Source organism: Nitrosomonas eutropha, assembly GCF_003201195.1.
Classification (GTDB): domain Bacteria; phylum Pseudomonadota; class Gammaproteobacteria; order Burkholderiales; family Nitrosomonadaceae; genus Nitrosomonas; species Nitrosomonas eutropha.
This window is the reverse complement of the sequence record NZ_QICQ01000010.1, coordinates 59581-81242: the sequence shown is the minus strand read 5'-3', so window position 1 is coordinate 81242 and position 21662 is coordinate 59581. Positions and strand designations below refer to the sequence as shown.

The 21662-nt window shown below is 50.2% G+C and carries 22 protein-coding genes, 1 pseudogene and 1 other annotated feature; of the genes and pseudogenes, 19 read left to right on the top strand and 4 right to left on the bottom strand.

The window, feature by feature from the left end:
* The 3 genes and pseudogenes from C8R14_RS05490 to nadB form a co-directional block, all read right to left on the bottom strand.
* Positions 1-565, bottom strand: a pseudogene (locus tag C8R14_RS05490) (transposase); the annotation flags it as partial.
* Positions 171-287: a sequence feature (AL1L pseudoknot), on the bottom strand. Its footprint overlaps the pseudogene before it by 117 nt.
* Positions 549-2531 (bottom strand): type I polyketide synthase, encoded by a 1983-nt coding sequence (locus C8R14_RS05485; RefSeq protein ID WP_011635023.1) that lies wholly within the window; start codon positions 2529-2531, stop codon positions 549-551. The gene C8R14_RS05485 and the pseudogene C8R14_RS05490, both read right to left, overlap by 17 nt.
* A gap of 622 nt (positions 2532-3153) precedes the next feature.
* Complete coding sequence (nadB, locus tag C8R14_RS05480; protein ID WP_011635024.1) at positions 3154-4737, bottom strand: L-aspartate oxidase; 1584 nt, start codon at positions 4735-4737, stop codon at positions 3154-3156.
* Between the two features lie 249 nt (positions 4738-4986).
* Between nadB and C8R14_RS05475 the strand changes: the two genes are divergently transcribed.
* The 19 genes from C8R14_RS05475 (at position 4987) to C8R14_RS05390 (ending at position 21327) form a co-directional block, all read left to right on the top strand.
* Positions 4987-5907: a branched-chain amino acid transaminase gene (locus C8R14_RS05475; protein ID WP_011635025.1), complete on the top strand. Its 921-nt coding sequence runs from the start codon at positions 4987-4989 to the stop codon at positions 5905-5907.
* Positions 5908-5931: 24 nt separating this feature from the next.
* Positions 5932-6141, top strand: coding sequence for a zinc-finger domain-containing protein (locus C8R14_RS05470; protein ID WP_011635026.1), 210 nt, complete (start codon positions 5932-5934; stop codon positions 6139-6141).
* A gap of 63 nt (positions 6142-6204) precedes the next feature.
* On the top strand, positions 6205-7584 hold the full coding sequence (locus tag C8R14_RS05465) for a phosphomannomutase/phosphoglucomutase (RefSeq protein ID WP_011635027.1): 1380 nt from the start codon (positions 6205-6207) through the stop codon (positions 7582-7584).
* Between the two features lie 36 nt (positions 7585-7620).
* Complete coding sequence (locus C8R14_RS05460; RefSeq protein ID WP_011635028.1) at positions 7621-9228, top strand: NAD+ synthase; 1608 nt, start codon at positions 7621-7623, stop codon at positions 9226-9228.
* Entirely contained in the window at positions 9225-10898 is a 1674-nt protein-coding gene (locus C8R14_RS05455; protein WP_309147356.1) for a M48 family metalloprotease, read from the top strand. The genes C8R14_RS05460 and C8R14_RS05455 overlap by 4 nt, the downstream gene beginning before the upstream one ends.
* A 79-nt stretch (positions 10899-10977) precedes the next feature.
* Positions 10978-12123, top strand: coding sequence for an efflux RND transporter periplasmic adaptor subunit (locus C8R14_RS05450; RefSeq protein ID WP_011635030.1), 1146 nt, complete (start codon positions 10978-10980; stop codon positions 12121-12123).
* Positions 12124-12133: 10 nt separating this feature from the next.
* Positions 12134-12901 carry an ABC transporter ATP-binding protein gene (locus C8R14_RS05445; protein WP_011635031.1) on the top strand — a complete coding sequence of 256 codons (768 nt, stop codon included), beginning with the start codon at positions 12134-12136 and terminating at the stop codon, positions 12899-12901.
* The gene (locus C8R14_RS05440) at positions 12898-14121 is read left to right on the top strand and encodes an ABC transporter permease (RefSeq protein ID WP_011635032.1); all 1224 of its coding nucleotides are present in this window, start codon (positions 12898-12900) and stop codon (positions 14119-14121) included. The genes C8R14_RS05445 and C8R14_RS05440 overlap by 4 nt, the downstream gene beginning before the upstream one ends.
* Positions 14122-14161: 40 nt before the next feature.
* Positions 14162-14332 carry a hypothetical protein gene (locus C8R14_RS13480; protein WP_166485017.1) on the top strand — a complete coding sequence of 57 codons (171 nt, stop codon included), beginning with the start codon at positions 14162-14164 and terminating at the stop codon, positions 14330-14332.
* 77 nt (positions 14333-14409) lie between these two features.
* Positions 14410-14595 carry a hypothetical protein gene (locus C8R14_RS05435; RefSeq protein WP_041353560.1) on the top strand — a complete coding sequence of 62 codons (186 nt, stop codon included), beginning with the start codon at positions 14410-14412 and terminating at the stop codon, positions 14593-14595.
* A gap of 41 nt (positions 14596-14636) precedes the next feature.
* A complete protein-coding gene (atpD, locus tag C8R14_RS05430) occupies positions 14637-16094 on the top strand; it encodes a F0F1 ATP synthase subunit beta (protein WP_011635033.1) in 1458 nt (485 codons plus the stop codon).
* Entirely contained in the window at positions 16091-16501 is a 411-nt protein-coding gene (locus C8R14_RS05425; protein WP_011635034.1) for an ATPase, read from the top strand. The genes atpD and C8R14_RS05425 overlap by 4 nt, the downstream gene beginning before the upstream one ends.
* Positions 16498-16779, top strand: a complete 282-nt coding sequence (locus C8R14_RS05420; RefSeq protein ID WP_011635035.1) for an AtpZ/AtpI family protein — start codon at positions 16498-16500, stop codon at positions 16777-16779. Before C8R14_RS05425 ends, C8R14_RS05420 begins: the two co-directional genes overlap by 4 nt.
* 45 nt (positions 16780-16824) lie before the next feature.
* Positions 16825-17118 carry an N-ATPase subunit AtpR gene (locus C8R14_RS05415; RefSeq protein WP_166485018.1) on the top strand — a complete coding sequence of 98 codons (294 nt, stop codon included), beginning with the start codon at positions 16825-16827 and terminating at the stop codon, positions 17116-17118.
* Positions 17119-17139: 21 nt separating this feature from the next.
* The gene (locus C8R14_RS05410; protein ID WP_011635037.1) at positions 17140-17832 is read left to right on the top strand and encodes a F0F1 ATP synthase subunit A; all 693 of its coding nucleotides are present in this window, start codon (positions 17140-17142) and stop codon (positions 17830-17832) included.
* 2 nt (positions 17833-17834) lie between these two features.
* Positions 17835-18113 carry a F0F1 ATP synthase subunit C gene (locus tag C8R14_RS05405; protein WP_011635038.1) on the top strand — a complete coding sequence of 93 codons (279 nt, stop codon included), beginning with the start codon at positions 17835-17837 and terminating at the stop codon, positions 18111-18113.
* A 6-nt stretch (positions 18114-18119) separates the two neighbouring features.
* Positions 18120-18890, top strand: a complete 771-nt coding sequence (locus C8R14_RS05400) for a F0F1 ATP synthase subunit delta (RefSeq protein ID WP_011635039.1) — start codon at positions 18120-18122, stop codon at positions 18888-18890.
* 12 nt (positions 18891-18902) lie between these two features.
* The gene (locus C8R14_RS05395; protein ID WP_011635040.1) at positions 18903-20453 is read left to right on the top strand and encodes a F0F1 ATP synthase subunit alpha; all 1551 of its coding nucleotides are present in this window, start codon (positions 18903-18905) and stop codon (positions 20451-20453) included.
* Between the two features lie 4 nt (positions 20454-20457).
* Entirely contained in the window at positions 20458-21327 is an 870-nt protein-coding gene (locus tag C8R14_RS05390) for a F0F1 ATP synthase subunit gamma (RefSeq protein WP_041353561.1), read from the top strand.
* A gap of 54 nt (positions 21328-21381) precedes the next feature.
* Here C8R14_RS05390 and C8R14_RS14010 read toward each other — a convergent pair whose 3' ends face one another.
* On the bottom strand, positions 21382-21516 hold the full coding sequence (locus C8R14_RS14010) for a hypothetical protein (RefSeq protein ID WP_256211953.1): 135 nt from the start codon (positions 21514-21516) through the stop codon (positions 21382-21384).
* Between the last annotated feature and the right edge of the window lie 146 nt (positions 21517-21662).

Genomic DNA, 21662 nt, shown 5'->3' with positions numbered 1-21662 from the left:
ACCTGGACATCTTCACGCTTAAGCTGACGCCAGACCTTGTCGGCACCATAGACCTGCATGTTGGTCTGCCAGACCCGCTGTATTTGCGGCAGCAGTTCATCATCACGCAGGACGCGAGCACTGCGCAAAGCCGGATTACGCTGCTGCGCGAAATATCGCCGATACCCTGATGGGGCGACCTGCAAAACCTTGCAGATCGGCTCGACCCCATGGGCGTCGCGGTGCTGGTCGATGAACGATCTCAGGATTTGAGTTTGCGGTCGAGCTCCGCCTGAGCGAAAAAAGCGCTGGCCAGCTTCAGAATCTCATTCGCCTTGCGCAATTCCTTTACTTCGCGTTCCAGGGCTTTGATGCGGTCGCGCTCTTCGCTGGTCACACCGTCTCGCAAGCCGGTATCGGTCTCGTGTTTGCGCACCCATTCAAGCAATGTGTGGGCTGAACAGCCGATCTTCGGCGCGATGGATTCAATCGTCGACCACAACGAGGGATACTCACTGCGGTGTTCCTGCACCAGACGGACTGCGCGCGCTCTTACTTCGGGGGAATATTTATTTGATTTGTTCATGGCTCCATCTTCTCAGATAGTGGAGCCTCCTCAAAACCCGGGGCGGTTCAAGATCCAGCGCACCGGCCGCCCAGGCAGCGGCGATTTCACCCACGCTATGGCCGGCGACAGCGGATGGTGTCACCCCCTGCTCTCTCAGTAGAAGTGTGACTGCAACCTGAATAGCGAACAGCAGAGGCTGCGCGACAGCTGTGTTACTAAGCCTGGCAAGCTCACTTTCGGATTGCAGCGTCTCAAGCAGAGAAAAATCTGTCAAGGGGCGCATGGCGATATCGATTTCCGTAAGAATTTCTTCAAACCGGGAGGATTCAGTCAGCAGCGCACGCCCCATACCAGCCCACTGCGCGCCGTTACCTGAATAGATAAACGCCACATCGCCACTTTGTGGCAGGCTATCCTCAATGAAGATATCCGCTGAAACATTATCCAACGCATATTGCTGCAGCAAATGAATTGTCGATTCAACAGAGCCGGAATGGAGCGCGAGCCGTTTTTCCATACGATCACGCTGATTGACAGCAGCATGTGCCACGTCATAGAAATCCTGCCCGGATTTATCGTGTAACAGATCTGCATAACGACCCGCCAGCTCTTTTAGTGCTGTTTCGGAACGGGCTGACAGAAAAAGAGGTGGCAAGGATGCCGGTAGCGGTTCCGTCGTTGCCAGATCACGGCAACGATATTCCTGCAGCAGCACATGCGCATTGGCACCACCAAAGCCGAAGGAATTCACACCGGCAATCAGAGCTCGATTATTCTTTTTCGCCAGTTCCAGATACTCGGTCACCGGCCTCAGATTCAAGCCGAGAAAATCAATATTTGGATTGGGCGTTTCCAGATGAATCTGTGGTGGCAGAGCATGATGCTTGAGCGCCAGAATTGCCTTGATGATTCCTGCCATGCCGGAAGCCGGTTCCATGTGTCCAAGATTGGCCTTGACCGATCCGATCGGCAAAGGTTTTTCGCGCTTTTTGCCATAGACTTCACCAATTGCTGCTGTTTCAACAGGATCTCCCACCGCCGTACCTGTGCCATGCGCTTCGATAAAATCGATGTCTCGTGCTGACAGACTGGTTTTGGCGAGGACGCTCATCATGAGCTCGGATTGTCCATCACGGCTGGGAATGGTAATGCCAGCCTTGCGTGCGCCATCCGTATTGATACCAGTGGCCAGGATCACCGCCTGAATATCGTCGCCCTCTGCAATCGCCTGTTCAAACGGCTTGAGCAGCAAGACTGCCCCGCCTTCGGCACGTACATAACCACTACCGGAAGCATCGAAAGCCTTACAGCGGCCATCAGCAGACAGCATGGATGCTTTGGTAAAACCAACGAAGGGATAGGGATGCAACAATAAATTAACCCCTCCCACCAGCGCAGTGCCTGCCTCACCAGTTTGCAGGGCCTGACAAGCATGATGCAATGCAACCAGCGACGATGAACAGGCCGTGTCAACCGCCAGCGAAGGGCCATGCAGATTGAAAACATAGGAAAGACGATTGGCGGCAATGCTGAGCGTGTTGCCGGTCATCATGTGGGGCGAGAGCGACGCCAGATCATCCAGTCCGCGCGTGCCGTAATCCAGGCCGGAAATACCCACATAGACTGCACAATTGGAACCGGACATGGATGAAGGCGGAATACCTGCATTTTCCATGGCCTCCCAGGATAATTCGAGCAGAAGCCGCTGTTGAGGGTCCATCCAGGCTGCTTCGCGCGGAGAAATACCAAAGAAGCTCGCGTCAAATTCATCGATACGCGACAGAACGCCTGCTGAATAAGTAATGCTGCGACCAGGCTCGGAACGTTTGTCATGCTGAAGCTCACTGATCGCCCAACGCTCGGGCGGGATACTGGTTACAAGATCACGTTTTTGCTTCAGTGCATTCCAGAAATCTGTTTCGTCACCAAGATCACCAGGGAATCGGAAGCCGATACCAATAATTGCAACCGCTTTTGAGGTCATATCTCCAGATCAATATCCATGCAATCCGCTTCACGTTAACTCAGGGAAGTTCTTCGGATTTATTGCGATCACCATCCCCTTATTGAAACTTGAATCAGTTTGTCGTCATTTGAGAACATGACGGGCGATACTATCTTATCGTCATGAAATGAACAACAGGAAAACCGGTATTATAAATGCCTATATCATATATGAAACAGTCAATCATTGATGAGCACACAGTTACCGGCAAACTTCAGTATTGATTTTTCAGATCATAGCTAAAGCAACAAAAGGTTTATTTAAAAAAAGTAAAAATGATTTTATAAAGATAAAATCTATTGTCTCCAAACAGAGACATAGTAATTTTGCCTGATTGCCAGACTGCTGGTGAAATTACAGAAAAATCTGGATAACACAGTTGAATCCCGGATTTGGCCGAGAAATGCTGAAGGGCACTCTAAAAATTGGTTACTCAGGGACAAACGAAGGAAAAGAATCCGCAGAAAATCAGGATGCTGAACACGATGTACATGTACAGCACATTATTACGATGCAATGAATATGGGCAGACGGACTATCAAACCTGTGAGGCAGGTAAATCAAGCGAGAACGCTTGATCAGCCACGCCTTATTTTTGCCGCTATCGTGACAAGATCGTATCAGTGGCTCGTGGCAAGGCTTCCGGGTAATCCCGGCTGGAGTGCAATCCGCGACTTTCATGCCGCAGCATGGCGCTGCGAACAATCAGATCTGAAGTACATACGAGATTACGCAGCTCAAGCAAATCGCTGGTTACCCGGAAATTGGAATAGTACTCATCAATTTCCCCGCTCAGCAGTCTGATGCGGTGTTGTGCCCGCTGCAATCGCTTGTTGGTGCGCACGATACCGACATAATTCCACATGAAACGACGCAGCTCATCCCAGTTATGGGAGATAACGACTTCTTCATCCGCATCCGTCACCCGACTTTCATCCCAGTCAGGCAATGGAAAATCCGGCGCAGGCGATCGGGTAAGGATATCTTCAACCGCTGAAAGACCGGTTACCAGACATTCCAGTAAAGAGTTACTGGCCAGCCGGTTGGCGCCATGCAATCCAGTGTGCGCGGTTTCACCAATCGCGTACAGATTATCGAGATCCGTTCTTCCACGTTGATCGATCACGATGCCGCCGCAGGTATAGTGCGCTGCGGGAACTACCGGAATGGGTTCGCGTGTGATATCGATGCCCAGCTCCAGACAGCGCTGATAGATTGTCGGAAAATGCTGCACCAGAAAATCGGCTGACTGGTGCGATATATCCAGAAACACGCAATCCAGTCCACGTTTTTTCATTTCAAAATCGATTGCACGCGCCACGACATCGCGCGGAGCAAGTTCAGCTCGCTCATCGTGTTTAAGCATAAAACGCTCGCCATCGGGCAATTTCAGCACCCCGCCCTCTCCTCTCACTGCTTCAGTGATCAAAAAGGATTTTGCATGCGGGTGATACAGGCAGGTGGGGTGAAACTGGATAAATTCCATGTTGGCAACCCGGCAACCCGCACGCCATCCCATGGCAATACCGTCTCCGGTTGCTACATCCGGATTGGTGGTGTACAGGTAGACCTTGCCTGCCCCGCCAGTAGCCAGAATTGTATTTTGCGCCGCTATCGTACGTACTTTTCCGGCATGAATATCAAGCACATAAGCACCGTAACAGCGATTACTGCCCCGGGCATGAGATAGTTTCTCACTGGTGATCAGATCCACTGCAATATGATGTTCCAGCACGGTAATGTTCGGGTGCTGAGCCGCCTGCCTGGTGAGCGTGAGTTGCACTACCTTACCGGTCGCATCATCAGAATGGATGATACGGCGAACACTATGGCCGCCTTCGCGCGTCAGGTGATAACCGGTTTTATTGTGATCATCGCGTGTAAAATTAACCCCTCGTTCAATCAGCCACCTGACCGCTCGCGGGCCGTTCTCTACAATATGACGTGTCATGGCTTCGTTACACAGCCCCGCACCAGCAATCAGCGTATCGCTGATATGTGCTTCCAGCGAGTCTTCCATCGAAAGTACAGCTGCAATCCCTCCTTGCGCCCAGGCACTAGAACTATCGTAGAGTGTCCGCTTGGTAATCAGCACGACTTTTTGAGTTTCAGCCAGCTTCAGGGCGAGTGTCAGCCCGGCGAGACCGCTGCCGATAATCAGTGCATCGAAACGAGGTGGTTGCATAGATAGCAATAATTACTCAAAAATAATTGAAAGTGAAAATACTTCCTGAAATTACCACACTTTTTGCCAGGATTTCGAATCCATCAAACTGTGCTGGCGTTCCCGTCAGCAAAAATACGCTAGAATACAGACAAAGGTTTCAGGGGAGGCTTAACCGGTCAAAATCCCGATGGATTCAAGAAAAACAATAGCCTGACGTCGGCACTTCCCGTCGTCCAATTTACAGATCTAATACAGGAGAGTTTCAGCATGTCGATGGCGGACCGTGACGGGGTTATCTGGTATGACGGAAAACTGGTTCCGTGGCGCAATGCCACAACACATGTGCTTACCCATACCCTGCATTATGGAATGGGAGTATTCGAAGGATTGCGCGCCTACCAGACACCCCGGGGAACAGCTATTTTCCGCTTGCCTGAGCATACAGAACGCCTGTTCAATTCGGCACATGTTTTCAGAATGAAAATCCCTTTTGATCAGGCCACGTTGATACAGGCGCAACTGGATGTTGTTCGGGAAAATGGATTGGCCTCTGGCTATATCCGTCCGATTATCTTTTATGGCTCGGAAGCCATGGGGCTATCTGCCAAGAATCTGTCTGTCCATATTGCAATCGCTGCCTGGTCATGGGGAACCTATCTGGGTGCCGATGCACTGGAAAACGGCATTCGCGTGAAGACTTCCTCGTTCACCCGACATCACGTCAATATCAATATGTGTCGCGCCAAATCGGTATCCACCTATACCAATTCCATCCTCGCACATCAGGAAGTTGCGCAGGATGGCTACCAGGAAGCCTTGTTGCTGGATGTAGATGGTTATGTGGCAGAAGGCTCCGGTGAAAATATTTTCATCATCAAGAAAGACAGGATTTACACGCCTGATCTGACATCCTGCCTGGAAGGCATCACACGTGCGACGGTCATTCAGTTGGCGGAAGAAGCCGGCATGGAAGTGGTTCAGAAGCGGATTACGCGTGATGAAGTCTATTGCGCAGACGAAGCATTCTTTACCGGCACGGCGGCAGAAATCACACCGATTCGCGAACTGGATTGCCGCACGATTGGCAATGGCAAACGCGGCCCGATTACCGAGCAGTTGCAAACCTCATTTTTTGATTGTGTCAACGGCAAATCAGATAAACATGCTGATTGGCTGCATTACGTTTAATTGTTAAACCAGACGAAATTTCCTATGAGCACTCCTTCTACAGTCACTTATCCGCAAGCAATTGAAATCCATCCGGATGATTTACCACTATACTGCCCAAACCCGGCTATGGATACAAAAAGCTGGCATCCACGTGTTTTCCTCGAAATAGAAGCGACCGGCAAAGCCATGTGTCCTTACTGCGGCACACGCTATACCCTGATCGGCACACCGAATCCGGATCATCACGGGTAACACGGGCAAAAGACTGGCTTTCGTATCATTCATTATTTATCCGGATCAAGGAATCATCACTGCATGAATACACTTCCACGCCGCGAAATCTTCAAGGCTTACGACATACGTGGCATCGTAGAAACCGCACTGACTCCGGAAGTAGTGGAACAAATCGGCCATGCCATTGGTTCCGAAGCACGCGCACGTCAGCTGACAGCTATTGCAGTGGGTCGCGATGGCCGTTTATCCGGTCCTCAACTGGTGCAAGCCTTGACGAACGGTATCCGTAAAAGTGGAATTGATGTCATCGATATTGGCATGGTCGCCACCCCGGTGCTGTATTACGCTGCTCACGAACTCTGTCATTATTCTGGGGTAATGGTAACCGGCAGCCACAATCCGCCAGAATATAACGGTCTCAAGATCGTGCTGGGAGGCGAAACGCTGGCAGCCGAGACCATTCAATCATTACGGTTGCGTATTGAGCAAAATAACCTGACGCATGGACAAGGCGGTTATCGCCAACACGACATCATCCCCGCCTATTTGCAACGCATCGTGGAGGATGTCAAGCTGGCTCGGCCAATCAAAATCGTGGTGGACTGCGGCAATGGCGTAACTGGCATTCTGGCGCCAGAACTGTATCGCCGCCTGGGCTGCGAAGTAATCGAGCTGTTTTGTGAAGTGGATGGTACTTTCCCGAATCATCATCCCGATCCTTCAGTCCCGGAGAATTTGCAGGATGTCATCCGCACACTTGCTACTACCGATGCTGAAATTGGTTTTGCCTTTGATGGCGATGGTGACCGGCTGGGCGTCGTCACCAAGGATGGAAGCATCATTTTCCCGGATCGCCAACTTATGCTGTTTGCTGCCGATGTGTTGTCCAGAAACCCTGGCGGCCAGATCATCTACGATGTCAAATGCACACGCACACTGGCACCGTGGATCACACAACATGGCGGCAAACCCATCATGTGGAAAACGGGGCACTCCTTCATTAAGGCCAAGTTAAAGGAAACAGGCGCACTCCTGGCAGGCGAGATGAGCGGCCATATCTTTTTCCAGGAACGTTGGTACGGATTCGACGATGGCCTATACGCAGGTGCGCGTCTGCTGGAATTATTGAGTAAACAAACCGATCCGGAAGCGGTGCTGCATGCCCTGCCTGATACGATCAACACACCTGAATTGCAGATCAGACTCAAGGAAGGAGAAAATCACGCCTTGATTGCGCAACTTCAGCAGGAGGCAAACTTCCCTGAGGCGGATCAGGTGATTACGATTGACGGGCTGCGGGTGGAATACAAGGATGGATTCGGCCTGATCCGGGCATCCAATACCACTCCGGTCGCAGTACTACGTTTCGAGGCTGACAATCAGGATGCGCTGAAACGTATCCAGCAAGATTTTCGCCAAATCATTCTGCAAGCCAGGCCGGATGCAAATCTGCCTTTCTAACCGGGTTCCAGTTACGGACCCGAATACCCTTCCACAATGAAGATCGCGCTTGCCCAGATCAACTGCATGGCAGGCGATTTGAACGGTAACCCGCTTAAAATACTGCACGCCTGCCAGCAAGCCAGGGAAGCCGGGGCCAGGCTGGTTATCACTCCGGAAATGGCGCTGTGTGGCTCCCTTCCGGAAGACTGGTTGCTGCGCGCAGAGTTTGTACAAGTCTGTCATCAGGCTTTGATGGATCTAGCCACGCAGATACATGACGTAACATTGGTAATCGGGCATCCGCACCGCACGAACGGTAATCTGCTCAATGCTGTTTCCGTTATTCGAGATGGTCGCCTGCTTATCACCTATGGTAAAAATCATTTGCTCACCGATCCGTTGCTGGATGAACGCCGTTATTTCACTCCCGGCAACCAGCCTTGTACGTTTGAGTGTGACGGTACACTTTTCGGATTGACCACTTTCTCTGATTATCAGCATCCGGCACACTTGCAGGCTTTGCGTTCTGCTGACGTGCAGGTTTTACTGACGGTGGGTGCATCACCCTACGCTATTGATGGTCAGGCTGACCGACTCCGAATTGTACGGGCGGGAATTACGCAAACCGGTCTGCCAACTGTTTACACCAACCTAGTCGGCGGACAGGACGAACTGGTTTTCGATGGTGCTTCATTTGCGATGGATCACAGCGGTAAACTCGTTTGTCAGCTAGCGGCTTTCCAGGAAACACTTGGCTTGATTGAGCTTCATAATAATCAACTGATCCCCGGACAATGTTCTCCGCTGCCAGATCGGATCGAAAGTGTGTACTCGGCACTACGTCTGGGCTTACGCGATTTTATTGATAAAAACAGAATCTCCGGAGTATTGATTGGTTTGTCAGGCGGGGTTGATTCAGCGCTGGTACTGGCGATTGCGGTGGATGCGCTTGGAGCAGATCGGGTCAGCAACGTGATGATGCCCTCCCCTTATACCGCCGACATCAGCCTGGAAGATGCGCAAATCATGGCAGGCAATCTGGGTGTACACTACACTGAAATACCCATTACCGAGCTATTCGAGCAATTCAAACAAACATTACACCCCGCACTGCAAACCTATCCAGCTACCGGTCCCCAAACTACCATGGAGAACCTGCAGGCCCGTATCCGTGGAACCTTGTTGATGGCATTAGCCAATCAATCCGGAAGACTGGTACTGACAACAAGTAACAAATCCGAAACTGCAGTGGGCTACAGCACGCTATACGGCGATATGGCTGGTGGGTTTTCGATACTCAAGGATGTCAGTAAAACGCTGGTTTATCAGCTTTGCCACTACCGTAACAGAATTTCACCCATCATCCCGGAGCGCATCCTGCAGCGCCCGCCTTCGGCTGAATTACGTCCCGATCAGACTGATCAGGATAATCTCCCACCGTATGCTGTACTGGATGCAATCATTGCAGCCTACGTGGAAAACAACCTGTCACCTGCAGAAATTATTGCCATGAATTATCCGGAGGAAACCGTCCGGCAGGTGCTGCACATGATCCATTCCTGCGAGTACAAACGCAGACAGGCAGCTCCCGGCATCCGCATTACCCGACGTGATTTCGGTCCATCATGGCGATTCCCGATCACGTCTGGTTTCCGGCAATGATCAGCCCCAATAATATTTTGGCATTCCTCAATTCAACAGTTGTTACGCAATTTCGTATACAACAGGTGTTATCGTACTTGCGGCTGAAATCACAATCTGCTGTAACACAGGAACGGGAACAGGAACTCGATCTGTCAGCGTTCGTCAAATACAGCATGAAACTCCACTACCTTATTATCATTGTGCCCTTGCTGTTTCCAGCCCATATTTTTGGACAGGAACTGCCTGATCTGGGGGATGTCTCGCAAGCTACGGTAACACCTCACCAGGAGCGGCAAATCGGGATGCAGATCATGCGTGAAATCCGCGCCGATGCCAGTTATCTGGATGATCCTGAAATCACCGACTATCTTGCCAGATTGGGCCACCGGCTGATTTCTGCTGCCGGCCAGACAAATTCAGACAATCCATTTGAGTTTTTTGCCATTGATGATTCCTCAATCAATGCTTTTGCGCTTCCCGGCGGATTTGTGGGATTTCATAGCGGCCTGATCACCGCCGCACAAAATGAATCCGAGCTGGCAGGCGTTATGGCACATGAAATTGCACACGTCACCCAAAAACACTTGGCCAGAATGCTCTCCGGGAGCTCATATCTGGGTATCATCGGCTCGATCGCAGCGCTGGCTATTGCGATTCTTGCTTCACGCTCCAATCCCCAAGCTGGCCAGGCAGTGCTGGCCACCGCCCAGGCCAGCGCGATCCAGTCTCAACTGAATTTCACCCGTAAGCATGAAAAGGAAGCAGATCGTGTCGGGTTTGGCATGCTCGTCAAAGCAGGATTCGATCCACATGGCATGTCAACTTTCTTTGAGCGCATGCAACACGCCAGTCGTTACTATGAAAACGGGATTCCTTCATACCTCATGACTCACCCGGTTACCCATGAGCGTATCGCTGATATTCAGAATCGCACCCGGGAATTGGGCTACCGGCAGGTTCCGGACAGCCTGGAATTTCATCTGGTACGCGCCAAAATCCGCGCCTCCCGGGGTAACCCGGCTTCAATTGTCAGTGAATTCAAGGCACGTCTGCAGGATAAACGCTATATTAACGAAATTGCTGAGCGATACGGACTGATTCAGGCGTTATTACGTGCCAAGCAATTCAAACAGGCAGATGAGGAGTTAAATACACTTTACCGGACTATCCAATCCGATTCTTCTGCGCAGCCCCTAAGAAATCACCGCTTGGGAAAACCCATCCAGGTGGAAGGTGATTATCTGCAATCGGCTGCTATGATTGAAACACTTGCTGCACGCGTTAAGTTTGCTGACGGACAAATCGACGATGCGTTCAAACTGTACCAGGCTGCACTACAATCTTTCCCGCATTATCGTGCGCTTGTTTATGATTATGTTGATGCACTACTGGAACACAAAGATGCGCAGACCGCGCTGAATTTTATCAATGAGCAATCCCGTTTCATTCATGATGATATCCGGCTTTACCGGCTGACGGCACAATGTCATGCTGCGCTGGGAAACGCCCTGTTGCAACATCAGGCTGAAGCTGAAGCGCTGATCCGCGAGGGAAATCTCCGGGCAGCAATCGAACAGCTCCAGGTTGCACTACGTTATAAGCACGACAATTTTTACCAACTATCCAGCGTGGAGGCCCGCTTGCGTCAAATCAAGGAGTTCGTGGCTGCCGAAGAGAAAAACAAATAAGCACCTTTCAATGATTTGCATCTTCTGTTAAAACCCAGTCATCTGATATTTCTCATACGATAAAAAATATTACCCCCCTATGTTCAGTTCACGCGGAAGAATTATCCTTTTCCTGATCATCCTGCTCGCCGCTACACTCTATGGATATTTTTCGCTCCGGGATGAATCTGGCAATGTACGTTACAAAACACATGTTGTTGATCATGGAGATATTGCGCGCACGATTTCTGCCAACGGCACGCTCACCCCACTGGAACTAGTCGAGGTCGGTACACAGATTTCCGGCAGAGTGATCCAGCTGTTTGCAGATTTCAATGATGAGGTGAAAACCGGCCAAATCCTGGCAAAACTGGATCCCGCATTGCTTGATGCACAACTACAACAATCTGAGGCTAACCTAAAAAGCGCACAGACTGCATTATCCGTGGCCATCAATAAAGATAGGCGCAGCCGTAATCTGGTTGAAAGAGGTTTCATCTCCAGAGAAGCGATGGATGAATCAAAAGAACTGCTCGATTCAGCGCGGGCACAGGTGGTCGTCAGTCAAGCGCAGATTGCCCGTGACCGTACCAATCTGGATTACAGCATCATCCGCTCTCCCGTTTCCGGTGTTGTCATTGCCCGTAACGTCAATATTGGACAAACCGTTGCCGCTAACTTCCAGACACCTATTCTGTTCCAGATTGCGCGTGACCTGAAACAGATGCAAATTGAAATCAGCGTAGTGGAAGCGGACATTGGCCAGATTCATGATGGCCAGACCATGGTATTCACGGTGGATGCCTTCCAGGATCGTGAATTCTCTGCTGTGGTCAAACAAATACGGCTCAATCCCACCATCCAGGAAAATGTGGTGACTTACAGCGTTATTGCGACCGTTATCAATGAAGATGGCAGCCTGCTGCCTGGCATGACCGCCAATGTACGTTTTATCGTCAATGAAAAATCCGGCGTACTGCGTGTACCCAATGCGGCTCTGCGTTATAAACCCAGTCGAAAGGAATTTGCCAAACCCACTGACACACAGCCTGGCCAGCGGTTGCTCTACCGGCTGGAAAACAACCGGCCAGTACCGGTCAAAGTGGCAACAGGCATTACAGATGGCAGCTTCACTGAAATTCTTTCAGGTGAGCTCAACGCGAATGACGAACTAATCACCGAGGAAATTGACGACAGCAAACAGGATAAATCGGGCGGCAGCAACTTCAAGTTCAGAATGTTCTGATGAGCCAGCGATGATGTTTGCAGATCATTCCCACGGCCGGACGGGTGAACCGCTGATAGAGGTGGAAAAACTCTCCAAGATTTACTATCTGGGCAATCCCGCTGATTCATCCCTAAGTCTGCAAGTGTTGTTTGATGTCAGCTTAACAATACAACGCGGGGAATTTGTGTCGATCATGGGGCATTCCGGCTCCGGAAAATCCACCTTGATGAACATACTCGGTTGCCTGGATACTCCCACCAGCGGCCACTACCGACTGGCGGGACGTGATGTATCAGCACTTTCCGGTAATCAGCTGGCCAGCGTCCGCAACCAACTGATCGGCTTCGTTTTCCAGGGATTCAATCTGCTCAGGCGCATGACCGCGCTGGACAACGTGGCCATCCCGTTACTGTACGCCGGACGCAGCCGTGCTGAAAGTCGTGAGCGAGCAATGTCATTGCTGCAGCAAACCGGGCTTGGCAATTTTGTTACACACCAGCCCAACCAGCTTTCCGGGGGACAACAACAACGTGTTGCCATCAGCCGTGCGCTAGTTAACCAGCCACAGCTTATTCTTGCCGACGAACCTACTGGTAATCTGGACACACAAACCAGCTATGAAATCATGCAATTACTTGATCGCCTCAACCGTGAAGAAGGTATGACCATCATTATCGTTACCCATGAAGAGGATATCGCTGCCTGGACACAGCGCCTGATCCGGCTCAAGGATGGACGCATCATTGAAGATCGTCCAATGGAAAAACTCGCTGCCTCCCCCGCTGCCTCATCATGAATTTACTGACCATCATCGGTGAAGCCATGCGGGCACTGCAGACCAACCGCCTGCGCACCGCCCTCACTATGCTTGGCATGATCATCGGCGTAGCTGCAGTGGTACTCATGCTTGCCGTAGGACAAGGCGCACAAACCAGCATCAACAGTGCCATCGCTTCAATGGGCAGCCATTTGCTGATCATCATGCCGGGTGCGACTTCTTCTGGCGGCGTGCGCTGGGGCATCGGCAGCGTTAAAACGCTGACAGTGCAGGATGCGCAAGCCATTGCAGAATTACCCATGATTGATGCAACCGCCCCGATTATTTCGGGTGCAGCACAACTTAACTACAATGCAAATAACTGGAGCACCATCTTGACAGGTGTTACGCCGGATTATTTTTCCATTAACAACTGGGAAATTGCCAGCGGCACCATCTTTTCCGAAGGAGATTTACGCTCCGGCACACGTATGGCTGTTCTGGGACAGATCACCGCAACCAGCCTGTTTGGTGATGAAGATCCGGTGGGAAAAGTCATCCGGATTACCAATCGGCCATTCACGGTTGTCGGTGTACTGGCTGCCAAAGGCCAAAGTTTGTCAGGACGCGATCAGGATGACAACGTATTCATTCCACTCACTACCGCGCAGCGACAGATCATTGGCAACCAGTTTCCCGGCTCCATCAATTTTATGATGGTTCGTGCAAAATCGGAGAACGACATGGAAGCTGCCGAAGCAGAGATCACGCATCTGCTCCGTCAGCGCCACCGCATCAGCAACCACATGGAAAATGATTTTACTGTTCGCAACCTGACCGCACTGGCCTCTGTAGCAAGCAACACCGCCAAGATCATGGGTTGGATGCTGGGCGCAATTGCATCCGTCTCACTACTGGTAGGTGGGATCGGCATCATGAATATCATGCTGGTCTCCGTTACAGAACGTACTCGTGAAATTGGAATACGCATGGCAATAGGAGCCAATCAGCGCATGATTCTTACCCAATTCCTGCTGGAATCACTGATGATCTGTACGTTAGGCGGGCTGACTGGTATCGCCCTGGGAATTGGTGGCGCGTGGCTCGCCAGTCAACTTGCCGGGATTGACATTGTCATTACATCCGGGACAATTGCTCTGGCCTTCTCATTTGCCTCCATCACCGGTATTTTCTTCGGCCTCTATCCCGCCCGGAAAGCCGCCGCACTCAAACCCGTGGAAGCCTTACGCCACGAATAATCCCGGATTCTCTATCCGACTGGAAAACACGGGATGCAAATTGCCAGGAACGGAGCACGAGCTTTGGAAAAAATTTGATTTGGATTATGTTCCCATAGCAACCGATAAATTTCAGTTGGATGGAAATATCGCATTAGATGGCACTATTAAATATGATCTTGAAGCGCAAATTTACCACTTGAATCCACTGGATTTTAGCGCAGACATATAACCTGACATACTGAAACAGTATCGCTAAAAAAAGAGAGTGGTTGCAGGTCATGAGAACTGAGATCAAAGGTGAAGTGAATGCCAGCAATATTTCTCGACCCCATTCCACTGGCAGATGGTGAAATCACTATCACCCCACCAAGCATTACTGAACTGCTGAAAACACTGGAGCAAGATCCAGAGCAAGTATCACTAAAAAGCCTGAATGCCCATGCGAAATTCAGCAGCGATAACATGTGCGACCATATGGGATACAGCACTTAAACAATAATAAGCGGACAGCAATAGTATTTATTAAGGGTAAGATGAGTGGTATGGGTGAGAAATCAGAGCAAATATCAAAATCAGCCCGTTCAACAGATCCCCAAGAGCAAGAGTCTGTTGCTCTTGCATCGCAGTGTGTTGGCGAGGGGCGTGTACTCAAGATTCGCGGGGGGGTAGTGGATGTCTTTTTTACAGAGCATATTCCACGTATCCACGACTTGGTTTATGCCGGCGATTTAGCGATGGAAGTTGCTGCTCTGTTAGATCAAGGTACCGTACGCTGTATAGCGTTAACACCAGTGCGCGGTCTGGGTTTAGGTATGCCGGTACACGCAACCGGAGCACCGATTCAAGTGCCAGTTGGTGAAGCGGTACTGGGACGTATGCTCAATGTCTTTGGCGAACCCATTGATGGAAAACCCGCACCAAATGCTACAATTTCCCGTTCCATCCACCAAGCCCCGCCAGTATTAGAAGAGCGTGTGGTGCACAGCACCATCCTCGAAACCGGGATTAAAGCCATTGATTTACTCTCACCAATTGAGCGTGGAGGTAAAACAGGATTATTTGGTGGCGCTGGAGTGGGCAAAACGGTTTTGATTACTGAGCTAATTAATAACACCGCGCAACATCACAAAGGCGTCAGTCTGTTTTGTGGGATTGGAGAGCGCTCGCGTGAAGCAGAAGAGCTGTACCGAGAAATGGGCGAAGCTGGCGTGCGCGATAAAACCGTGATGCTATTTGGGCAGATGAGTGAAGCTCCCGGCGTACGTTTTTTAGTCGGTAAAACAGCACTGACCATGGCTGAGTATTTTCGCGATGATCTAGGGCAGGATGTGTTGCTGCTTATCGATAACGTGTTTCGCTTTGTGCAGGCGGGCTCTGAAGTTTCAGGTTTATTAGGACGGATGCCATCGCGGGTGGGTTATCAGCCGACCTTGGCCACTGAGTTGGCTTCGTTGCAAGAGCGTATTACCTCGACCCGTAAAGGTGCGATTACCTCGATTCAAGCGGTGTACGTGCCGGCAGATGACTTTACTGACCCCGCCGCGGCGCATATTTTCTCGCATCTGTCGGCTTCAGTAGTGTTGTCGCGTAAGCGTGCCAGTGAGGGCTTGTATCCGGCGGTTGACCCGTTAGCCTCCACCTCAGTGATGTTAACCCCAGCGGTGGTGGGTCAGCGCCATTATGATATTGCCCGCGCTGTACGCCGCACCCTTGCTGAATATGAAGAGCTGCGTGACATTATTGCCATGTTAGGTTTAGAGGAGTTATCCGCAGCAGATCGCACGGTGGTGGCTCGAGCACGCCGTCTTGAGCGTTTTTTAACCCAGCCGTTCTTTTCTGCTGAGTCTTTTAGCGGTGAGATAGGCGCACGGGTCTCGGTTGCCGAGACCTTAGCCGGGTGTGAAAGAATCTTGCAGCAAACCAAATTTGCCGATGATGAAATAGATTATTACATGATTGGTGCTTTGCCCGAGCAGAAGACTGCAGTATGAGCCAGGCTGAAGTGATGCATGTTAATCTACATTTGCCAACTCGCTTGCTGTTTGGCTGTGAAGCTAAGCAAGTATTTGCTGAAGCTGAAAACGGTGCTTTTGCCATGCTGCCCAATCACACTGATTTTGTTGCTGCTTTGCTGCCATCGGTATTGGTGATTACCGATGCTGAGGGCGCGGAGCTGTTTTTTGGTATTGATCAAGGCGTACTGGTGAAACATGGCCATCAGGTTGATATTGCCGTGCGTCGTGCTGTGCAAAGCGAGGATTTGGTCAGCTTAAATGACATTATTCAAACCACTTTTATTGAGGTAGATGAAAATGAACGAGTGGCGCGCACGGCCTTATCGCGCCTTGAGGCCGGTATTGTGCGGCGTTTCAGTGATTTACGGAAACCTTTAACATGACAGAAAAAAATGATGCCTCCGCGACCATTCGTCGTCATGCTGAACGCATGCAGCAGAAACGTAAAGCACCAAAATATAGCCCCTTAAGCGGTCTGGGTGTATTTGGAGTGATTGGTTGGTCAGTGGCCATTCCTACTGTTGGCGGCGCTTTTCTGGGAATGTGGTTAGATCGTGTCGTACCGCAAAGTTTTTCCTGGCCCATTGCCTTAATACTCGGTGGTGTTGTCGTCGGGGCAATGGTGGCTTGGAACTGGATTGATAAAACCCGTGATAAATAACTGACAGTGTATTTGTTTGTCAGCGAAGTAGCAGGGAGAGATAAAGTGATTGATATAGATGGCAGCGCAATATTGCTTGGCTTTGTGGTTGGTCTACCCGTAAGTGCGTTGTTTTTTATGGGTTTAAATTGGGGAATACGTTTGGCCTTAGCTTCAGCGTATCCAGGTCGTTTGTTAATGCTAAGTTTTTTTTGTCGCTTAGTGGTGTTGCTGGCAGTGGGGTTTGGCTTAATCGCGCTGATCCAAACACTGTGGTCATTAGCTGGTTATATGTTGGCTTTTGTACTGATGCGCGTACTGGCAGTGGTACGAGCGCAGTTGACCCACAGCGTCACCTAATCAAAACACGAAGGTATATAAATGCAGCTCACACCAGACCAAACAGTAGTGTTTACTTTAGGACAGTGGCAGGTTAACGCCACTATCGTTAATACTTGGATTGTGATGATACTGTTGGCTGGCATTTCGATGCTGGTGACTCGCAATCTACGTGCTGACAAAGCACCTGGGCGCTGGCGCAGTGCTTTAGAACTGATTGTCACTATGATTCAAGGGCAAATTGAAGAGGTAACCCGCAGCAGTGCACGGCATGTATTGTATTTTGCCGGTACTTTATTTCTCTTTATAGCTGCGTCCAATGTGCTAACAGTTATTCCAGGCTTTGTTCCGCCCACTTCATCGTTATCAACTACGGTTGCGCTAACCTTGTCGGTGTTAGTCGCGATTCCTTTGTTTGGAATTGCCAAGGGGGGGGTGCGCCAATACTTACGCAAATTTATTGAACCGTCGATGATTATGCTGCCATTTAATATCATTGGTGAATTTTCTCGAGGCGTATCTTTAGCGATCCGTCTGTATGGAAACGTGATGAGCGGTGTGGTGATTGCAGCTATTTTACTCAGTATTGCACCATTCTTTTTTCCTGTGGTAATGGATATGCTGGGCCTGCTAACCGGCTTTATTCAGGCCTACATCTTTGCCATTTTAGCCACTGTGTATATTTCATCTGCCATGGCAGATCCTCCCCTGGATACATCTGATAAGGATAAATAATCATGACTGATCTTGCACTGATTGCCGCTATTTCTATTTTTACTGCTGGCCTAACCATCGCGATTGGCTCGCTAGGGCCCGCGCTAGGTGAAGGACGTGCGGCGGCTGCAGCGATTGCTGCAATTGCTCAACAGCCTGATGCTGCACCGACCTTATCACGTACGCTGTTCGTTAGCTTGGCGATGATTGAATCAACCGCAATTTATTGTTTTGTGGTGGCGATGATTCTTATTTTTGCCAATCCGTTTTGGAATGCAATGCAGGCGGTAGCAGGAGGTTAATGTCTGATGTCCATTGACTGGATAACAGTACTGGCACAAATTGCTAATTTTTTAGTCTTGTTGTGGCTGCTCAAACGTTTTCTCTATCGTCCTATTTTAGATGGTATCGACGCCCGTGAAGCTGAAATAGCCAAGCGTATGGCTGATGCAGAACTTGCGCAGCAAGAAGCGAAAGCTGCAGAAAGACAATATATTAAGCAGCGCGCGCAGCTGGTATCTGAGCAGGACGCCTTGCTGGAAAAAGCATTACAAGCTACCGAGAAAAAACGCGATGGCTTATTGTCTGATGCACGTACTCAGTTGCAGCAAGAGCAGCAGAATTGGCGCAAGTATCTTGAGCATGAGCGTCAGGCGTTTAATCAGCGTTTGCAACAAACCGGTGCTGATGCACTGTTGCGACTGACCCGTAAAGCACTACATGATCTGGCCGATGAACACTTAGAAGATGCGATTGTTCGGCATATTGGTCAGCGATTAAAGCCGATTGCTGCTGAATTGGTGCAAGCTGCGGCAGGCAGTCAGCAAGCGCAGGTTACCACCCGTGATGCATTACCGGCCGCCACGCAAGCGTTATTACAGAAAGAAGTGCAGCAATGGCTGCCTGACGTCACTTTAAGTTTCGCTACCGATCCACAGCAGTCGCCCGGCGTAATCATGCAAGTGGGCGGCGCGCAAGTAGCGTGGACGACGGACAGCTATATGGATGAGTTAGCCGAACTGTTAACCCAGCATACTTCTAGCGTTGCTGCTGTGCACTTAACCGCTGATGGCCGCTAAAAAGGAATTGAAGTGAGTGTACTTGACGATGTCACTGAGCAGCAGTTTGAGCAAAACTTTAACGCTTGGTTAGACAGTCTCAGCACAGGTGCCACACCCACGCCGGTACTCACCGAAACCGGCACAGTGACCGAGGTGGCGGATGGTGTGGCCATCGTCTCAGGTCTGGCGCGCGCCTTAGCTGATGAGTTGCTGGTATTTGCCAGCGGTGTGCACGGTATTGTGCTCGACTTGGAACCGGGTCGCTTAGGGATTATTTTATTGGGCCCGTCTGAACAGATCCACTTAGGCGAGACGGTGTATCGCACTCGTAAAGTAGTCAGTGTGCCAGTGGGCTCGGCGTTACTTGGGCGCGTAATCGATGCTATGGGCCGTCCACGTGATACCTTAGGACCGATTGATGCGATAGCTGAGCATCCCATTGAAGCGGAAGCGCCGAGTATTCTAAATCGCACCCAGATTTTCAGACCCTTAGCCACGGGATTAAAGGCTATTGATGCGGCGATCCCAGTGGGTTTAGGCCAGCGTGAATTGATTATTGGCGATCGCCAGACTGGTAAAACTTCTATCGCTATCGACACTATGCTGAATCAGGCACGTTCGGATGTGCTTTGTATTTACTGCGCAGTGGGGCAACGCGGTGATGCTGTCGCACGGGTGATTCGTGCGCTCAAAGATGGCGAAATGCTGCAGCGCTGCATTGTGATGAGTGCCGGTGATGAAGAAGCTCCAGGGCTGTCCTATATTGCGCCCTATGCGGCTATGACTATGGCGGAATATTTCTCGGCGCAGGGCCAAGATGTATTGGTGATCTTTGATGATATGACTCATCATGCGCGCTCTTATCGCGAATTATCGTTATTGCTGCGTCGACCACCAGGACGTGAAGCCTTTCCTGGGGATATTTTCTATGTGCATGCGCGTCTTTTAGAGCGCGCTGGACAATTTGGCGCCGACATCGGTGGCGGATCGATTACCACTTTGCCCGTGGTAGAAACGCAGGCCGGAAACCTCTCGGCTTATATTCCTACTAACCTCATTTCGATTACTGATGGGCAGATTTATTTATCGCCGCAGTTAGTACGTAAAAACCAATTCCCCGCAGTAGATTTAGGACTGTCCGTGTCACGGGTTGGTAGTAAAGCGCAGAACCGTACCTTGCGTGGAGTGTCAGGCAACTTGCGGGTGACCCTCTCACAATTTGAAGAGTTGGAAGATTTTGCCCGCTTTGGTACACGGCTCGATGATGTTACCCGTGCACGTTTGGCACGTGGTTCTGCGGTGCGTACCGCCTTACGTCAAGCTGAGCGTGACCCGATGTCTGCCCTTGAGCAGCTGGCGGTGTTGATCGCAGCGATGGAAGGCTTATTTGATCAGTTTAATGAGCAAAAAATTAATGATGCTATGCGTTTAGTGCGTGATGCCGCCCAACAACAGCTGGCTGTGATTGAACAACGTATTATTGATAACCAAACCCTACAGGATGACGATCACACACTGATTGTTAATTGCGCGCAAAAAGCTTTAAGCATATTCGATCAGCCAGCAACGAATACAAAGTAGTGAGATGGCACAAACTCTAGAGCATCTATCGCGAAAAAATAATACCCTAACCAGCATCAGGGGTATTGTGCATACGATGAAAACCCTATCAGCAATTAATGCTGCACCCTATGAGCAGGCAGCGCAATCGATTGAAGCCTATCATCAAACGATATTGCAAGGTTTTGCTGCTTTTATTTATCGTACTGGTGGCGCCAGTTTGCTCACTGAAGCAACCCAGCCTAACAAGCGGCTACTGGTAGCGTTTGGCTCCGATCATGGCTTGTGTGGTAACTACAATGAGCTACTAGCCGATACGGTAACGGAGTACAGCAAAAATCAGCCGATGGTAAAACAACATATTCTCTGTATTGGCTCACGTATGAGCAATGCCTTGCTAGAGCAAAAACTCACTCCAGATGTGGTGTTAATGCCACCTGCATCAGCAGATGGTATAGGTCGTTTAGCCGGCGATATTGTCATGCATATTGAACGCTTGGGCCGTGGTCAGCCTTTAGCCAATCTAGTGGTAACTTTGATTTACACTCAACGCGCTAAACATGGCTATCAAGAATCTGTGACACGCGCTTTACTGCCACTGGATAAAAGCCTATTACAACCTGAGCGGCGCTGGCATTCGCGTTCACTGCCGGATTACAGTATGGCGGCCGATGCTTTGTTATCATCACTGGTACGTAATCATGTATTTGCCAGTGTGTTCCGCGCTTCTGCCGAAGCTATGGTTACCGAGAATGCGACCCGGCTAGCCTTAATGCAACAGGCCGAACAGTCAGTGGATGAGCAGCTAGAAGAGGTGCAACAAGAAATGAGCAACGTGCGCCAAGATGAAATTACCAATGAGTTAATGGATATCGTGATTGGCCATTTAGCTTAATCAGCGCGCCCTAGTCATAATCAGCTAGGGTTGATATCTGCAGCGCAGTCTGGCTTACGCCAACATCCCGCCCCATCCACAGTTAGGGGTAGCACCGATGGTGTAACTTGACGCATCGCTGGCTAGATACAGCACCGCACCAGCCATTTCACTGGGATCAGTCACGTGATTCAGCGAGATACGAGACAACTAAACTGCTTACGAAGCTGCGCAAGGATTAGTTATCCTCCTTTAAAAGCTTGATATAGAAATCACAGGAGCAGGCCGAGCCTTCTGCTTGCGCTTCTATCCCAGCAAAAACATCCCCTTTTATAACATCCCAAGCAGAGACTTAT

Coding starts and splice junctions, on each gene's coding strand:
- C8R14_RS05485 (WP_011635023.1), bottom strand. CDS start 2,531: ATGACCTCAAAAGCGGTTGCAATTATTGGTATCGGCTTCCGATTCCCT.
- nadB (WP_011635024.1), bottom strand. CDS start 4,737: ATGCAACCACCTCGTTTCGATGCACTGATTATCGGCAGCGGTCTCGCC.
- C8R14_RS05475 (WP_011635025.1), top strand. CDS start 4,987: ATGTCGATGGCGGACCGTGACGGGGTTATCTGGTATGACGGAAAACTG.
- C8R14_RS05470 (WP_011635026.1), top strand. CDS start 5,932: ATGAGCACTCCTTCTACAGTCACTTATCCGCAAGCAATTGAAATCCAT.
- C8R14_RS05465 (WP_011635027.1), top strand. CDS start 6,205: ATGAATACACTTCCACGCCGCGAAATCTTCAAGGCTTACGACATACGT.
- C8R14_RS05460 (WP_011635028.1), top strand. CDS start 7,621: ATGAAGATCGCGCTTGCCCAGATCAACTGCATGGCAGGCGATTTGAAC.
- C8R14_RS05455 (WP_309147356.1), top strand. CDS start 9,225: ATGATCAGCCCCAATAATATTTTGGCATTCCTCAATTCAACAGTTGTT.
- C8R14_RS05450 (WP_011635030.1), top strand. CDS start 10,978: ATGTTCAGTTCACGCGGAAGAATTATCCTTTTCCTGATCATCCTGCTC.
- C8R14_RS05445 (WP_011635031.1), top strand. CDS start 12,134: ATGATGTTTGCAGATCATTCCCACGGCCGGACGGGTGAACCGCTGATA.
- C8R14_RS05440 (WP_011635032.1), top strand. CDS start 12,898: ATGAATTTACTGACCATCATCGGTGAAGCCATGCGGGCACTGCAGACC.
- C8R14_RS05435 (WP_041353560.1), top strand. CDS start 14,410: ATGCCAGCAATATTTCTCGACCCCATTCCACTGGCAGATGGTGAAATC.
- atpD (WP_011635033.1), top strand. CDS start 14,637: ATGAGTGGTATGGGTGAGAAATCAGAGCAAATATCAAAATCAGCCCGT.
- C8R14_RS05425 (WP_011635034.1), top strand. CDS start 16,091: ATGAGCCAGGCTGAAGTGATGCATGTTAATCTACATTTGCCAACTCGC.
- C8R14_RS05420 (WP_011635035.1), top strand. CDS start 16,498: ATGACAGAAAAAAATGATGCCTCCGCGACCATTCGTCGTCATGCTGAA.
- C8R14_RS05410 (WP_011635037.1), top strand. CDS start 17,140: ATGCAGCTCACACCAGACCAAACAGTAGTGTTTACTTTAGGACAGTGG.
- C8R14_RS05405 (WP_011635038.1), top strand. CDS start 17,835: ATGACTGATCTTGCACTGATTGCCGCTATTTCTATTTTTACTGCTGGC.
- C8R14_RS05400 (WP_011635039.1), top strand. CDS start 18,120: ATGTCCATTGACTGGATAACAGTACTGGCACAAATTGCTAATTTTTTA.
- C8R14_RS05390 (WP_041353561.1), top strand. CDS start 20,458: ATGGCACAAACTCTAGAGCATCTATCGCGAAAAAATAATACCCTAACC.